The sequence below is a fragment of the Pseudomonas sp. PB105 genome (assembly GCF_009764655.1).
GTDB classification, from domain to species: domain Bacteria; phylum Pseudomonadota; class Gammaproteobacteria; order Pseudomonadales; family Pseudomonadaceae; genus Aquipseudomonas; species Aquipseudomonas cyclaminis.
On the sequence record NZ_RWIO01000092.1, the window covers coordinates 138,406 to 153,688 of the forward strand.

The following is a 15,283-nucleotide window of genomic DNA, read 5'->3' on the forward strand; positions in this document are numbered from 1 at the left end:
GAAGAGTTTGATGAGGTTTTAACATGGCTGAACGTCTGAATAACGACTTCCAGTTCATCGATGTCGGGCGCAAAGATCCGAAGAAGAAACTGTTGCGTCAACGCAAGAAAGAGTTCGTGGAAATCTACGAACCCTTCAAACCCCAGCACTCGGCCGACCAGGCCCACCGCTGCCTGGGGTGCGGTAACCCGTATTGCGAATGGAAGTGCCCGGTGCACAACTTCATTCCCAACTGGCTGAAATTGGTGGCCGAGGGCAACATCCTCGCCGCCGCCGAGCTGTCGCACCAGACCAACACCCTGCCGGAAGTGTGCGGCCGGGTGTGCCCGCAGGACCGTCTGTGCGAGGGCGCGTGTACCCTTAACGACGGTTTCGGCGCGGTGACCATCGGTTCGGTGGAGAAGTACATCACTGACACCGCCTTCGCCATGGGCTGGCGTCCGGACATGTCCAAGGTCAAGCCGACCGGCAAGCGCGTCGCCATCATCGGTGCGGGTCCGGCGGGCCTGGGCTGTGCCGACGTACTGGTGCGTGGCGGCGTGACCCCGGTGGTGTTCGACAAGAACCCGGAAATCGGTGGCCTGCTGACCTTCGGTATCCCGGAGTTCAAGCTGGAAAAAACCGTGCTGAGCCACCGTCGTGAAGTCTTCACCGGCATGGGTATCGAGTTCCGCCTCAATACCGAAATCGGCAAAGACATCACCATGGAGCAACTGCTCGAAGAATACGATGCCGTGTTCATGGGCATGGGCACCTACACCTACATGAAGGGCGGCTTTGCCGGCGAGGACCTGCCGGGCGTGTATGACGCGCTCGACTTCCTGATCGCCAACGTCAACCGCAACCTGGGCTTTGAAAAGTCGCCGGAAGATTTCGTCGACATGAAAGGCAAGAAGGTCGTGGTGCTGGGCGGTGGTGACACCGCGATGGACTGCAACCGTACCTCGATCCGCCAGGGCGCCAAGTCGGTGACTTGTGCCTATCGTCGTGACGAAGCCAACATGCCCGGCTCGCGCAAAGAGGTGAAGAACGCCAAGGAAGAAGGCGTGAAATTCCTCTACAACCGCCAGCCGATCGCCATCGTCGGTGAAGACCGCGTCGAAGGTGTGAAAGTGGTCGAGACCCGTCTCGGCGAGCCGGACGCCCGTGGCCGTCGCAGCCCCGAGCCGATCCCCGGTTCCGAAGAGATCATCCCGGCCGACGCCGTGGTCATCGCCTTCGGGTTCCGCCCAAGCCCGGCGCCGTGGTTCGAGCAGTTCCAGATCCAGACCGACAGCCAGGGCCGCGTTGTGGCCCCGGAACAAGGCCAGTACAAGCACCAGACCAGTAACCCGAAAATCTTCGCCGGTGGCGATATGGTGCGCGGTTCTGACCTGGTAGTTACCGCGATCTTCGAAGGCCGCAACGCCGCCGAAGGCATCCTGGATTACCTGCAAGTCTGACCCCGATCCCAGGTTGAAATGGGATCAAAGTGTGGGAGGGGGCTTGCCCCCGATAGTGGTGGTTCAGTTAAAGATACTGAGACTGACACACTGCAATCGGGGGCAAGCCCCCTCCCACATTTGTTTTTCCGGTGTGTTCAAGACACCGCGACAAATTGACCCGATAGACAAAAGGCACGGCGCATTCCGTGCCTTTTGCGTCTGGCTCTGAGAAAATGCCCGCACTTTTTTTGCGGATGCCGACATGACTGCCCTCAAGAACGACCGTTTCCTTCGTGCCCTGCTCAAGCAACCTGTAGACGTCACCCCTGTGTGGATGATGCGTCAAGCCGGTCGCTACCTGCCGGAATACCGCGCCAGTCGCGCTCAAGCCGGCGATTTCATGAGCCTGTGCATGAATCCGGAGTTCGCCTGCGAAGTCACGATGCAGCCGCTGGACCGCTACCCACAACTGGATGCGGCCATCCTCTTCTCCGATATCCTCACCATCCCCGACGCCATGGGCCAAGGCCTGTACTTCGAGACAGGCGAAGGCCCGCGCTTCAAGAAAGTCGTCAGCACCCTGGCCGACATCGAAGCGTTGCCGATCCCGGATCCACACAAAGACCTCGGCTACGTGATGGACGCCGTGAGCACCATCCGCCGTGAGCTGAACGGCCGCGTGCCGCTGATCGGCTTCTCCGGCAGCCCATGGACCCTGGCCACCTATATGGTCGAAGGCGGCTCGTCGAAAGACTTCCGCAAGACCAAGGCCATGCTCTACGACAATCCGCAAGCCATGCACCTGCTGCTGGACAAGCTGGCACAGTCCGTTACCTCGTACCTCAATGGCCAGATCATGGCCGGTGCGCAAGCGGTACAGATTTTCGATACCTGGGGGGGCAACCTGTCGGCGGCGGCGTACCAGGAGTTCTCCCTGGCCTATATGCGCAAAATCGTCAGCGGCCTGATCCGCGAACACGAAGGTCGCAAAGTGCCGGTGATCATGTTCACCAAAGGCGGCGGCCTATGGCTGGAAAGCATCGCCGACGCCGGTGCCGATGCTTTGGGCCTGGACTGGACCTGCGACCTGGGCGAAGCCCGCCAGCGCGTGGGTAACCGCGTCGCGCTGCAAGGCAACATGGACCCGACCGTGCTCTACGCCAAGCCGGAAGCGATCCGCGCCGAAGTCGGTCGCATCCTGGCCAGCTATGGCAAAGGTACCGGGCACGTGTTCAACCTCGGCCATGGCATTACGCCGGAAGTGAACCCGGAGCATGCCGGCGCGTTCCTGCGAGCGGTGCATGAACTGTCCGCGCAATACCACGAGTAAGCTTCCCTCCTGAAAAACGAGCCCCGTTTTGCCTGGCAAAGCGGGGCTCGTTGCGTTTCAGCGTTCGTTAAGCCCGGTCTTGGTAATTTGAGTTACTTGGGATTTTTCCTACAGCCTAGGTAACTCGTCTCGGTAAAAATCCTACCCGACGCTTCCACCCGCCAGCCACTGGCGATAATTGTCAGGTGATTCCAGATGACTACCGTTTCCTACTCAACACGCCAGAAGTTGCTGCACTGGATCTCGGCCGTCGTCATTTTGTGGGCGTTGTTGTCGGGTTTCTTCGTGGCCGTGTTTACGGTGCCCGCGCCGGTCAAGGCATGGGTCGGCTTTTTCAATGTGTCGTTGACTACCCTCTACATCCCTGTCTTCGCCTTGCGGGTCTATTGTTCGTTTTCCCATGGCCTGGATTTCTCCATCAAGCGCTCACCGCAGGAATACATCGCGTTGTTGGTCCACAAGGCCATGTACCTGGTGTTGGCAGTGGTGTTGGCCACAGGGGTGCTGATGATGGATCGGCCGATCAATATCTTTAACCTGGTCTCCATCATGCCGTTCGACAGCGACCCGGCACGCATTGCCTGGTACACCCGCGTGCATGTGTTGTCTTGCGTGGGGTTGTTGTTGATGTTGGTCATGCATATTGGTGCTGTAGTCATGCATGAGCGCCGGGGTAAACGGGTGATGGCGCGGATGTCGTTCAAGGCGCCGGTTCTTCAAGCGGCGGCCAACGGCGGCAACTTCGCCAGCCTCAACGCCACCAGCAACGCGCCAATCAACAGCGCCACGATAAACGCACCAATGCCGTTCCAACCGGCAAGGTGCCAGAAGAGTCCACCCGTAGTGCCCGCGACGCTGGAGCCAGCGTAATAGCAAAACAGGTACAACGACGACGCCTGCCCCTTGGCCTTGGTCGCACGGCGGCCGATCCAGCTGCTGGCCACCGAGTGGGCGCCGAAGAAGCCGAAGGTGAAGATCAGCATGCCCGGCACCACCAGCCACAGTGGGGAGAACAGGGTCAGCAGCATGCCGCAGAGCATCAGCACAATCGTGGCCCACAGCACGCGACGGCGGCCAAGGCGGTCGGCCAGGGAGCCGATTTTCGCCGAGCTGTAGATGCCCGACAGGTACACCAACGACAGCAGGCCGACCACGGCCTGGCTGAGGTCGTACGGGGCGGCCAGCAGGCGATAGCCGATGTAGTTGAACATCGTCACAAATGCGCCCATCAACAGGAAGGCTTCCAGGAACAGCCACGGCAGGCCCGCGTCCTTGAAGTGCATGACAAAGCCATCCACCAGGTTACGCGGCTTTAGGCTGCTGGCGCGGAAGTTGCGCGATTCGGGGAGGATTTTCCAGAACACCGTGGCCGCGATCAGCGCCAGGGCGCCGATAATCAGCATCGCGGTGTGCCAGCTGACGAAGTCGATCAACACGCCGATGATCAGGCGACCGCTCATGCCGCCGATGGCATTGCCACCGATGTACAGGCCCATGGCCAGGCCAATGTGTTGTGGGTGGATCTCTTCACTCAGGTAGGTCATCGCCACGGCGGCCAGGCCGCTGAGTGACAGCCCCACCAGCGCACGCATCAGCAGAATCCCTTCCCAGCTCGGCATCAGGCCGCTGGCAATTGTGGCCAGCGCCGCACAGAACAGCGCAGCGACCATCACCGGTTTACGCCCCAGGGTGTCGGAAATCGGCCCGGTGATCAGTAGGCCCAACGCCAGCATCGCAGTGGACACCGACAGAATCAGACTGCTTTGCGCAGCGTTGATGGAAAATTCGTGGGACAGCGCCGGCATCATCGGCTGCACGCAGTACAGCAGGGCAAACGTGGCAAAGCCGCCAGAGAACAGCGCCAGCACTGTGCGCATGAACATAGGCGTGCCTTTTTCGATGAACACGTCATTGAGCTGAGCCACCACCTCATCCAGTGCAGTAGGCGGGACGTCTTGAGCGAGTGGCGCGACAGCAGATTTCACGGGGACCTCGGGGGGCAAAAGCCTGTCAGGGCTGGCAATGCAAAAAAGAATATAGCTGGCTAATGATTCTTTCCAATATATTGTTCGACCTGTTTGATAGCTTTTACGACCTAATGGGGTTTGCATGGAATTGCGTCATCTGCGGTACTTCATCGCCGTCGCCGAAGAGTTGCACTTTGGCCGCGCAGCGCAGGTGCTGGGCATCTCGCAACCGCCACTGAGCCAGCAGATCCAGGCGCTGGAGCAGGAGGTGGGGGCACGGTTGTTCGAGCGTACCAATCGTCGGGTTGAACTGAGTGAGGCGGGGCGCCTGTTCCTGCACGAAGCACGGTTGGTGCTGGCCCAAGTGGATAAGGCGTCGGATGTAGCGCGGCGCGCACAGTTGGGTGAGTTGGGGGAGCTGAAGATCGGCTTCACCTCGTCCGCGCCGTTCAACGCCAGTATTCCCCAGGCAATCTTTGCGTTTCGCCAGGCGTTCCCGGCGGTGCACCTGAACCTTCAGGAAATGAGCAGCACCGAAGTGGCTGAGTCGCTGGTGGATGAGTCGATCCAGGTGGGGCTGATGCGGCCATTGCCGCTGCCGGATTCGTTGAGCGTGATCGAGCTGATGCGCGAACCGTTGGTCGCAGTCTTGAGCGCCGGTCACCCGCTGGTGGACGGCAGCGAGCGAGGCTTGCATCTGGCGCAATTGGCTGACGAGCCTTTTGTGTTTTTCCCACGTAGCTATGGGAGCGGTCTGTATGCCCAACTGCTGAACCTGTGCCGCGACGCGGGCTTCAGCCCGCACTTCGCCCAGGAAGCGGGAGAGGCGATGACCATCATCGGCCTGGTGGCGGCGGGGCTGGGCGTGTCGGTGCTGCCGGCGTCTTACCAGCGCATCCGCATTGACGGTGTGGTGTATCGCACTTTGCTGGATCCCGAGGCGGTGACCTCGGTATGGCTGGTACAGCGCAAGGGCGCGCAGACGCCGATGGCGAAGGCGTTTGTGGAGTTGTTGACGCGTAAGGCCGCCCAATAAAAACGCCGCGCTCTGTCAGCCAGAATGCGGCGCCTGATCTGAGGGCTGCTACGCAGCCCAGCGCGGGCAAGCACGCTCACCACAGAATCTCGGTTTTACTTGGTGGTGCCCGTCTGCTCAAACAACTGCGCCGCCGAGCCCTGCTCAGCACTCACGCCATTGCTGCGCAAGCCGGCCATGATGTCGCTGTCCAGGTTGTTCACCCAGCGGTTGTAGTTGCGATGGATCTTGCCGTCCTTGTAGCCCAGGTCGCGGCTGTCACGGTAGGTGATGGCGTAGCTGTTGCGGGTGTAGCGGATGTCGATGGCGGCGTAGTACTGGTTACGCACGGTGATTTCGGCCTGCACCAGTTGCGGGCTCAGGCGCTGCACCGTCCACTCGCGTTTTTGCAGGGCGTTGACGATCACCGCCTTCATTTTTTCTTCACTGACCTGGGCGTTGACCGGCAGGTCATGCTGGGTGTTGAGCACCGGTTTGTTGGTGCAGCCAGCCGTGGTCAACAGGGCCAGGGTGATCAGGGTGGCGCGTAGCAAGGAAGACATTCCGTATTCTCCAATCGATTTAAAATTCAGGACCAGCGGCGGAAGATCAGCGACGTATTCACGCCGCCAAAAGCAAAGTTGTTGTTCATCACGTAATCGTGGTGCATCTCGCGGAATTCACCTTGCAGGTAATCCAGTTCGCCGCATTGCGGGTCGACGGACTCCAGGTTGAAGGTGTGCACGTATTGGTTGCGGTTCATCATCTCGATGCTGAACCACGACTCCAGCGCCCCGCACGCCCCGAGGGTGTGGCCGAGGAAGCTTTTCTGCGAGCTGATAGGCATGCGGCTGCCGAACAGGCTGCTGGTGGCCAGGGTCTCGGCGATGTCGCCTTGATCGGTGGCGGTGCCGTGGCCGTTGACGTAGCCAATCGCGTCGGGTGTCAGCCCGGCATCTTCCAGGGCCAGCTCCATGGCGCGGCGCATGGTTTTCTGTTCGGGGCGGGTGGTGTGCTGGCCGTCGGCGTTGCTGCCAAAGCCGACCAGTTCGGCATGAATATGTGCACCCCGCGCCAGGGCGTGTTCCAACTCTTCCAGCACCAACATGCCGCCGCCTTCGCCGATCACCAGGCCATCGCGACCGCTGTCGTAGGGACGTGGGCTGGTTTGCGGGGCGTCGTTTTTCAGGCTGGTGGCGTAAAGTGCGTCGAACACCATGGCTTCGGTAGGGCACAGCTCCTCGGCGCCGCCGGCGAGCATCAACGGCAGGCGGCCGAACTTGATCGCCTCGTAGGCATAACCGATGCCCTGGCTGCCGCTGGTGCAGGCGCTGGACGTGGGGATCAGCCGCCCGGTCAGGCCAAAAAAGATGCTGATATTCGCCGCCGTGGTGTGCGGCATCATCCGCACATACGAGTTGGCATTCAGCCCCTCGGCCACCGAGTTCAGCAGCATATTGCCGAAGGCCTTGATCTCATCGGTGCTGCCGGTGGACGAACCACAGGCCACGCCCATGCGCCCGTCCTTGATCGACTCATCACCGAGCAACCCGGCGTCCTGCAATGCCTGCTCCGCCGCCCACACCGCCAGGCGCGAGACGCGGCCCATGCTGCGCAGTTGTTTGCGGGTCCAATGGGCTGGCACCACGAAATCATCGATGGGCCCGGCCAGGCGCGTGTTCAGTTCGGTAAAGCGGTCCCACTCGTCCATGCGCCGGATACCGCTGCGGTTGGCGCGAAAGTTGGCCGAGATGGTCGCCCAATCGCCGCCCAGGGAGGTCATGCCGGCCATGCCAGTGACGACTACACGTTTCATCAGCACAGGCCTCCATTCACGGCCAACACCTGGCGGGTGATATAGCCGGCTTCGGCCGACATCAGGAAATTCACCGCACCGGCGACTTCTTCCGGCGTGCCCATGCGCTGTGCCGGGATCATTTTCATCAGTTCTTCCACCGGTACGTTCTCGTCCAGCATCGCAGTGTCGATCAGCCCAGGCGCGACGCAGTTGACGGTGATCTTGCGCTTGCCCAGCTCGATCGCCAGGGCCTTGGCCGCGCCGATCAGGCCGGCTTTCGAGGCGCTGTAGTTGACCTGGCCGCGATTGCCGATCAGCCCCGACACCGAGGTAATGCACACGATACGCCCGGCGGCGCGACGGCGAATCATCGGCATCATCACCGGGTGCAGCACGTTGTAGAAACCATCCAGGTTGGTGCGCATCACCACGTCCCAGTCGTCTTCCGACAGGGCCGGAAACGCGCCGTCACGGGTCAGCCCGGCGTTGAGCACCACGCCGTAGTAGGCGCCATGTTGCTCGACGTCCGCCTCAAGGATCTGCTTGCAGGTCGCACGATCCGCCACGTCGAATTGCAGCACCCGTGCTGTGCGGCCAAGGGCCTGGATTTCGACCTGCACCGCGTCGGCTTCGGCACGGCCGCTGCGGCAATGCAGCACGATGTCATGCCCGGCCTGGGCCAGGCGCAGGGCAATGGCGCGGCCGATGCCACGGCTGGAGCCGGTGACCAGTACGGATTCAGTCATGGCGTTTCGTCCTTCGATTCATCTAAATAAGTGGCCGCCTGGGGCGGTCGAAATACGTTCAAGCGGGCGCTGGCCTGGATACCGTCACCGGTCAGGTGGCATTCGAACACACCCATGCCGTTGTCGTCTTCCAGAGAGCGCAGGCCGTGGATGGTCAGCTCGGCGCCTGCCGGGAAGTGTTCCACGTTGCACTCGAACTTACGTGTGCCGAGCAGGAAGCCCAGTTCCACCGCCTCGCCTTTCTGGCGCGCACGGCAACCGGCGTAGGCGGCGACGCTCTGCGCCATCAGCTCGATGCCGACCCAGGCTGGCAGGCTACCGTCAGCGCGGTTGAACAGGCCGCCAGGCTTGACGGTGGTGCGGGTGTGGATCTGCTCTTCATCGAACGACAGCACCTGGTCGATCAGGATCATGTCGCCCGCGTGGGGCAGCAGGTCGGCGAGTGGCCAAGCGGTCATGGAGCCTCTCCGATAATCAGGCTGACGTTGTTGCCGCCGAAGGCGAACGAGTTACTCATCAGGCAGGGTTTTTCCAGGGTTTCGCCGCTGCGCGCCCATTGCAGGGCAGGCAACGTGGGGTCGGCCTGGCCGTCCCACACGTGGGGTGGGACGCGGCCGTGGGTCAGGCTCAGCCAGCAAAACGCGGCTTCCAGTGCGCCGGCTGCGCCGAGGGTGTGGCCGCTCATGGGCTTGGTGGATGAGCAGGCCACGCCGTCGGGGAACAGGCTGGCGACGGCCAGGCTTTCCATCGCGTCGTTGTGCTGGGTGGCGGTGCCATGCAGGTTCAGGTAGCCGATCTGCTCGGGCGCCAGTTTTGCACTGGCCAGCGCTTTGCGCATCGCCTGCAATGCGCCTTTGCCGGTAGGCTCGGGCGCAGAAATATGGTGGGCGTCGCAACTGGCGCCACTGCCCAGCAGGGCGATGGGCGCAGGCGCTTTACTCATCACAAACAGCACCGCTGCTTCGCCGATATTGATGCCGTTGCGGTTCGCCGAAAACGGATTGCAGCGCTCGTTCGACACGGCTTCCAGCGCGCTGAACCCATTGAGGGTCAGCTTGCACAGGCTGTCCACACCGCCGCAGATCACCGCATCGCACATCCCCAGGTCGAGCAAGCGCTGGGCGCTCATCAGGGCGCGGGCGCTGGAGGTGCAGGCGGTGGAGATCACATAGGCCGGGCCGCTCAGTTGCAGCCAGTCGGCGAGGAAGTTCGCCGGGGCGCTGAGTTCCTGTTGCTGGTAGTCGTAGTCGCAGGGGAAGTGCTTGTCGCGCAGGTACAGGGCGATGCCGCGGCTGGCTTCGTCGATGCCCGAGGTGCTGGTGCCCAGCACAATGCCGACCCGCGAAGCGCCGTAGGTGTGGATCGCCTGGCGGATCTCGTCCTCGATCTGCAACGCCGCTTCCAGCAACAGCTGGTTATTGCGGCTGCTCTGCTGGCCGAGTTCCACTGGGATGGTCGCCAATTCGCCCCGCACACTGCCTACCGGCAGCACGCGCTCGGGCACCCAGCCGTTTTCGGCGCACATGCCTGAGCAGTCACCGGCAAACAGGTTGCGACTGACCTGCGCTTGACCTCGGCCTAGGGCGCAAATCACGCCAAGGGCGTTGAGGTAGGCGGTCATTGGGCGGCACCGAGCGGTGTGATGCGGTAGCTCATGGGTTGGCCGGTCATGTTCACGCTGAAGACTTCTGAAGACTGGTAGACGATCTGCCAATGCCCCGGCAGGGTCCGTGTGAGGTCCCTCGCCTGGGCGCTGGGATACAGCGCGCGCACGTCGTCCGCCGAGGTCAGGGCGAACAGCAGGGCGGCGAACAGCTCTCGCGCCTGGGGATTGGGCGGCAGCAAGCCATCGGCCTGCCAGGCGCCATCGATCAGTTTTTGCCGGGCCAGAGGAATGCCCAGCGGGTCCATCATCGACCAGCGGATGGCGCCGCCTTCGCGCTGGATCACCAGCAACCAGTCCTGGCTCTGGCCATCGGCCTGGCGCTGCACATGCAGTTGCATCGGCAACGCGAGCGCGGGCGTTTTTTCCGGCAACGGCGGCTGGCTGGCGCAGGCGCTCAGCAGCAACAGGCAGCCGATCAACAGGCTGCGCATCATGGTGCGGCACTCGCCAGGGGCTTGCGCGCCACGCAGTTGACCAGGGTTTCTTCGCGCTGGCCCACTGGCGGCGGATTCCGCAGGCCCCAGCGTTCCAGCAGGCCGAAGTCGCTGGAACGGCTCCACCACAAGTACGGGTAAGAAACGTTCTGCGGGCCGAACTCAAAGCCCTGCTCGCGGAGCATCTGCAGGTATTCTTCGGCGCTTTTCTGCACGTGCATGGGGTGACGGAACAGCCAGCGGATCACCCACGTATCGATATAGGCCTCGGTGGATTCGGCAAACAGCAGGTAGCCCCCCGGCTTGAGCACCCGGTAAAACTCTTTGAGTGCGCGATGTTGTTCGACCAGATGATGGAAGGTCTGGTGGCAGAACAGGATATCGACGCTTTCGTCCGGCACATCGAGGGTCGCGCAGTCGCTGCCGATCAGCTCGATGGCCAGGCCCTGGCGTGCGGCTTCAGCCTTGCTCAATGCCAGGCTGTGGGGGTCGGCATCCAGGCCGATCAGGCGTTCGGGGGCGAACACCTGCTGCAAGTACCGGAACGACTTGCCCTGGCCGCAACCGGCGTCCAGCAATACCGGCGCCTCGGGCAGCGGGTCGGTGAACAGGCTGCGCAGGTCGTTGATTGCCACGCGCAGCACATGGTGCTGCCAGGTGTGGCTGCGCAGGAACCAGAAGCCGAACTTCGTCTCTTCGACGTAGTTTTTACTCAGGTATTGAGTGCTCATACCGGCTCACTCGCGCAAATCTCCGACAACATCCGCAACCGGCGCTTGGGCTCGCTGACAAACGGGTTGCGCTCGTCCCACGCGTAGCCGGCGAGGATCGCGCTGATCATGCGGCGAATTTCCGGCGAACTTTCGGGGTGGAAAATCACATCCTGGAACGTCCCCGCGTACCAGCCTTCGACGTAGCAGCGGAAGGTGTCGACCCCGCGCTTGAGCGGCGCGGCAAACTCGGTTTGCCAGTCCACGGTTTCGCCCTTGAGCTGACGGTCCAATAGGCCGGCCGCCATGCTGGCCGAGCGCATGGCAATGGTCACGCCGGAGGAGAACACCGGGTCGAGGAATTCCGCCGCATTGCCCAGCAGCGCAAAGCCCGGGCCGTGCAGGGTTTTGACGTTGGCCGAGTAGCCGCCGATGGTGCGCGCTGGGGTGTCCCACACCGCGTTGTGCAACACGCCGGACAGGCTTGGGGTTTCGTCGATAAAGCCGCGCAGGCAGGCATCGAGGTCTCCGTCGCGGCCGTCGAAATGCTCCTTGGCCGCGACCACACCCACCGAGCACCGGCCGTTGCTGAACGGGATCGTCCAGAACCAGATATCGCGCTGGGTTGGATGAGTGGTTACCAGGATCTTGGTGCGGTCGAAACCTGGGTGTTCGATGCGGTCTTCAACGTGGGTGAACACCGCCTGGCGCACCGGGAAATTCGACGGCGCTTCCAGGTCCAGCAGGCGCGGCAGCACGCGGCCGTAGCCGCTGGCATCGAGCACGAACCTGGCTTTGAGGTGGTACTCGCTGCCGTTCTCGCGGCGTACATGCAGGTAGCGGCTATCGCCTGCGAAATCCACGCCGACGATGGTCTCGCCGTAGCGGATCTCCACCCCCTGCAACGCTGCCTGGTCCGCCAGCAGCTTGTCGAACTCGCCGCGCTGCACCTGGAAGGTGGTCGGTTTGCCGTTGCTGAAGGTGTCGCTGAAGTCAAAAGCGCTGTAGCGCTCGCCCCAGGCGAACGCGGCACCGGTTTTTACCTGGAAGCCGGCGGCCTGCACGGCGTCGAGCATGCCGGCTTCTTCGATAAAGTCGATGCAGTGGGACAGAAGGCTTTCGCCGATCGAGAACCGTGGGAAATACTGGCGCTCGATGATCAATACATCATGCCCTTTGCGCTTGAGCAGCGCGGCGGCGATGGCGCCGGACGGGCCGGCGCCAATCACTACAACCTGGCGACGTTCCATTTCAACTGTGGGCACGAGGGCTCCTTGCCGCTTTGGCGATAATCCGATTCATAAGGCGTGTTTCTGTTGTCCGGCCCAAGGCGCCAGCATAAAGCTGAATGCCAGGCCGAGGCTGACCGATAGGCCGAAATTACTCACTGCCGGCGTGCTGGACACGGCCAGCAGACCAAACGACAACCAGGTCGTGAGCGCCGCCAGCAGCGTACCCAGCAGGCTCACGGCGGGGCCGCCGATCTGCTCGCGCATCAGGATCGCGTAGTCGACGCTGATCGCCGTCACCAGCAACAAACCGAACAAGCTGAACAACGTCAGCGGCTGGCCCAGCCAACCGAGGCTGGCCAGGCTGCACAGTGCGGCCAGCAATGGCAGCGCGACGATGCGCAGGGCGCCGCCGAAACCAAACGGCAGGATCAGCAGCAGCACGATCAGCACGCACGACATCAATTTCAGTTGCGCGGCGCTGATCTGGGTGGCGGCGAACACGCGGTTCAGATCACCGAGGCGATCCACCAACTGCACGCCCGGCAAGTCCAGGGCCTGCACTCGCAACAGCACCGGGTTGTTCAAGCCTTGCAGGCTGACCATTGCAGCGACGCCGCCGTCCACCGGGCCGAGCCACAGCGTACGCCAGGGTTCGGCCATCGGGCCGATCAGTGCGGCGTCGATGTCTTCGGTGGGCAGCGCTTGCAACTGCGCGACCTCGGCTTGCAGCGCGCTGGCCGGTACGCCGAGGTCGAGCAGCGGCTGCCAGTGCTGTGGCAGTGCGTTCAGGGCATCGCGCAGCTGTTGCTGCTGGGCGGGCAGGTTGACCAGTTGATTGAGCGCCAGGTAACCCTTGAGCTTGTCCATATTTACCAGTTGATCCAGGCGCTGGCCCAGCGCGGCCTGGCGTTCCAGCAGCTGCTGTTGATTGTCGGCGCGCACCAGGAAGAACTGGCTGGTGGGCTGGAAACCGGTAATCCGCGCCACGGCCTGGGCCTCTTGCAGCAACTGCGGCGGTGCGCCGATCCACTGGCGGATATCGTTTTTGCTGTTGAGCTGCCACAACCCGCCGGCGCAAAACAGCAGTACCAGCGCCAGCAGCACCGGGCTCGGCACGCGAGTGAGCAACGCCGCACGAACCTGCCACAAGCCTTCAGCGATACGCAGAGGCCATTGCGCCGGGCGCAACTCAACGCCTTTGAGCAAGGCCGGCAACAGGCACACGGCTGACAGATACGCACCGACCAAACCCGCAGCGGAGAACACCGCGATCTGGGTCAGCGCCGGGAACGGCGTCCAGGCCAGCGCCAGGTAACCGATGCAACTGGTGGCCAGGCTCAGGCTCAGCCCCGGCAGAGTCAGGCGCAATGCCGGCCAACTGCGCCACGGCTTGAGGCTCCAGCTTTTCGACAGGTAATGCAGCGGGTAATCCACCGCGACGCCGATCAGGCTGGAGCCAAGCACCAATGTCATCACATGCATATGGCCGAACAGCGCCACACACGCCACGGCGCCAAACAACATGCCCACCAGCACCGGCACGAATGCCAGCAATACCCGCCAGCGGCGGAACGCCAGCAGCAACAACAGCAGGATGCCCACGGTCGCGCCGCCGCCGACCCAGGTGATTTCCCGCGTGGCCTGCTGCTGACCATTGGCGGCGTACAACAAACCGCTGGCCGCCAGCAGTTGCGCGCCTTGCTGACCGGCCTGTTCGCGGCTCGCCTGGAGCAAATCCGCCACCTGCAGCGGCAGTTTCATGTCAAAGGCATTGCCGGTGGTGCGCGCACGCAACAGCACCCAGCTTTTGCCGTCGGCATCGGCGATCAACGCGCCGCTGCCGATATCCAACTGCACCGAGCCACGTTGCGGCTGGCTGTTCTGGATACGTCCGGTCAGACCCAGCCAGTCATCCTGGCTCGGCACCAGGCTGAACCCGGTGAAGGGGTCGAACAGCGCCTGCACGCGCTGCTGGATAAAGGCGTCGGGGTGTTCGATCAGTTGCTCGCGGTCCTTGGTCGAGAGCATTGCCAGTCGACCACGCAGCAACTGTTCGCGCAGCGCAGGCAGGTCGGCCTGCAGGTTCCACTGCACCTTTTCGAACAGGCCGCTGGCCTGCCAGCGTTCGCCTAACTGTTGCGCCACGTTCACCGCTTGCTGGCGGTCGGCATGCCCCACCAATACCAGCATCTCGCGGTTCAGCGGTTCCTGCATGCGCTGTTCGGCCTGCAGCTCCAGGGCGTCCGGCGTACTGCCCGGCACCAGTTCCATCAGGTTGGCCGACAGCGGCGCGCCATGGCGCCACTGCCAGCCGGCCAGGGCCAGCACTGCCACCAGCAGGATCAGGAACAGGCGCGGCAGCAGGCGCTCACTGGGCAAAGTCGTGTTGCTCCGCGTCGCTCAACGGTTGTTCGGCGGTGCTGTCCTGCATGCGCAGGAGGGTGCTGTCGCCTTGGGTTTCCCGCAGCTCGATGGTTTGCACGAGGGCGCCACCGTCGATATTGATCTGGGTGAACACCTGCTTCAGCAGCAGCGAGCGCGGGATCAGCGTGAGTTTCCAGTGTGTGGCCTCGCCTTGCAGTTGCAGCTCGAAATCCCGCTGCAAGCCGCTGCTGTCGCCCTGGAGTACCGCGAGGAACAACCGATTCTGCTCGGCACCGGCGCTCTTGTTTGGCAGCGTTTGCCAGCCATTGGCGTCACGCCGGGCGATGCCCTGGGCGCTGATGCGGTAGTCCTGTTGCAACGGGGTCTTGAGCAGCCACAGCAGGCCGTGGTCTTTGGCGAGGACGAAGGTGCCCTTGCTGACCAACGGCTGCGGCAGGGCGCGCAGGTGTTTTTCCTGGATGAAGCTGCCGTGGATCACGGACGGTTTGGCCAATTGATCGCTGAGTTGTTGCAGGTCAAACGCGTGAGCCAGGCCTGGAATGCTTAACAACAGGACTAGCGCTGCCACAGGGGATC

Annotated in this window: 14 protein-coding genes and 1 pseudogene; 4 read left to right on the top strand and 11 right to left on the bottom strand. The window is 62.7% G+C overall.

The genetic code is table 11. The features are described from left to right. The first annotated feature begins 23 nt into the window (after positions 1 to 23). From EJD88_RS22395 to EJD88_RS22405, 3 genes and pseudogenes are all read left to right on the top strand, one after another. The gene (locus EJD88_RS22395) at positions 24 to 1,442 is read left to right on the top strand and encodes an FAD-dependent oxidoreductase (RefSeq protein ID WP_016979195.1); all 1,419 of its coding nucleotides are present in this window, start codon (positions 24 to 26) and stop codon (positions 1,440 to 1,442) included. 244 nt (positions 1,443 to 1,686) lie between these two features. Further along, positions 1,687 to 2,754: a uroporphyrinogen decarboxylase gene (hemE, locus tag EJD88_RS22400; RefSeq protein ID WP_112193061.1), complete on the top strand. Its 1,068-nt coding sequence runs from the start codon at positions 1,687 to 1,689 to the stop codon at positions 2,752 to 2,754. Positions 2,755 to 2,949: 195 nt separating this feature from the next. Beyond that, a pseudogene (locus tag EJD88_RS22405) lies at positions 2,950 to 3,438 on the top strand (cytochrome b/b6 domain-containing protein); the annotation flags it as partial. Positions 3,439 to 3,470: 32 nt separating this feature from the next. On the opposite strand, the gene EJD88_RS22410 reads toward EJD88_RS22405, so the two are convergent. Further along, the gene (locus EJD88_RS22410; protein ID WP_256673625.1) at positions 3,471 to 4,691 is read right to left on the bottom strand and encodes an MFS transporter; all 1,221 of its coding nucleotides are present in this window, start codon (positions 4,689 to 4,691) and stop codon (positions 3,471 to 3,473) included. Between the two features lie 172 nt (positions 4,692 to 4,863). Between EJD88_RS22410 and EJD88_RS22415 the strand changes: the two genes are divergently transcribed. Then, entirely contained in the window at positions 4,864 to 5,757 is an 894-nt protein-coding gene (locus EJD88_RS22415) for a LysR family transcriptional regulator (protein WP_099583775.1), read from the top strand. 95 nt (positions 5,758 to 5,852) lie between these two features. Here the strand turns inward: EJD88_RS22415 and EJD88_RS22420 are convergent, their stop codons facing one another. The 10 genes from EJD88_RS22420 to EJD88_RS22465 are packed head-to-tail and all read right to left on the bottom strand — an operon-like array spanning position 5,853 to position 15,275. Next, positions 5,853 to 6,299, bottom strand: a complete 447-nt coding sequence (locus EJD88_RS22420) for a hypothetical protein (RefSeq protein WP_099583774.1) — start codon at positions 6,297 to 6,299, stop codon at positions 5,853 to 5,855. 26 nt (positions 6,300 to 6,325) lie between these two features. Next, entirely contained in the window at positions 6,326 to 7,552 is a 1,227-nt protein-coding gene (locus EJD88_RS22425) for a beta-ketoacyl-ACP synthase (protein ID WP_112193065.1), read from the bottom strand. After that, the gene (gene fabG, locus EJD88_RS22430) at positions 7,552 to 8,280 is read right to left on the bottom strand and encodes a 3-oxoacyl-ACP reductase FabG (RefSeq protein WP_099583771.1); all 729 of its coding nucleotides are present in this window, start codon (positions 8,278 to 8,280) and stop codon (positions 7,552 to 7,554) included. Before fabG ends, EJD88_RS22425 begins: the two co-directional genes overlap by 1 nt. After that, positions 8,277 to 8,738: a hotdog family protein gene (locus EJD88_RS22435; RefSeq protein ID WP_099583770.1), complete on the bottom strand. Its 462-nt coding sequence runs from the start codon at positions 8,736 to 8,738 to the stop codon at positions 8,277 to 8,279. Before EJD88_RS22435 ends, fabG begins: the two co-directional genes overlap by 4 nt. After that, positions 8,735 to 9,901: a beta-ketoacyl-[acyl-carrier-protein] synthase family protein gene (locus EJD88_RS22440; protein ID WP_158879065.1), complete on the bottom strand. Its 1,167-nt coding sequence runs from the start codon at positions 9,899 to 9,901 to the stop codon at positions 8,735 to 8,737. The genes EJD88_RS22435 and EJD88_RS22440 overlap by 4 nt, the downstream gene beginning before the upstream one ends. After that, positions 9,898 to 10,380: a hypothetical protein gene (locus EJD88_RS22445; RefSeq protein WP_112193067.1), complete on the bottom strand. Its 483-nt coding sequence runs from the start codon at positions 10,378 to 10,380 to the stop codon at positions 9,898 to 9,900. Before EJD88_RS22445 ends, EJD88_RS22440 begins: the two co-directional genes overlap by 4 nt. After that, on the bottom strand, positions 10,377 to 11,111 hold the full coding sequence (locus EJD88_RS22450; RefSeq protein ID WP_112193068.1) for a class I SAM-dependent methyltransferase: 735 nt from the start codon (positions 11,109 to 11,111) through the stop codon (positions 10,377 to 10,379). The genes EJD88_RS22445 and EJD88_RS22450 overlap by 4 nt, the downstream gene beginning before the upstream one ends. Beyond that, on the bottom strand, positions 11,108 to 12,355 hold the full coding sequence (locus EJD88_RS22455) for an NAD(P)/FAD-dependent oxidoreductase (RefSeq protein ID WP_158879066.1): 1,248 nt from the start codon (positions 12,353 to 12,355) through the stop codon (positions 11,108 to 11,110). Before EJD88_RS22455 ends, EJD88_RS22450 begins: the two co-directional genes overlap by 4 nt. 33 nt (positions 12,356 to 12,388) lie before the next feature. Continuing rightward, on the bottom strand, positions 12,389 to 14,701 hold the full coding sequence (locus tag EJD88_RS22460) for an MMPL family transporter (protein WP_158879067.1): 2,313 nt from the start codon (positions 14,699 to 14,701) through the stop codon (positions 12,389 to 12,391). Beyond that, positions 14,691 to 15,275: an outer membrane lipoprotein carrier protein LolA gene (locus EJD88_RS22465; protein WP_371926578.1), complete on the bottom strand. Its 585-nt coding sequence runs from the start codon at positions 15,273 to 15,275 to the stop codon at positions 14,691 to 14,693. The genes EJD88_RS22460 and EJD88_RS22465 overlap by 11 nt, the downstream gene beginning before the upstream one ends. Positions 15,276 to 15,283: the final 8 nt, after the last annotated feature.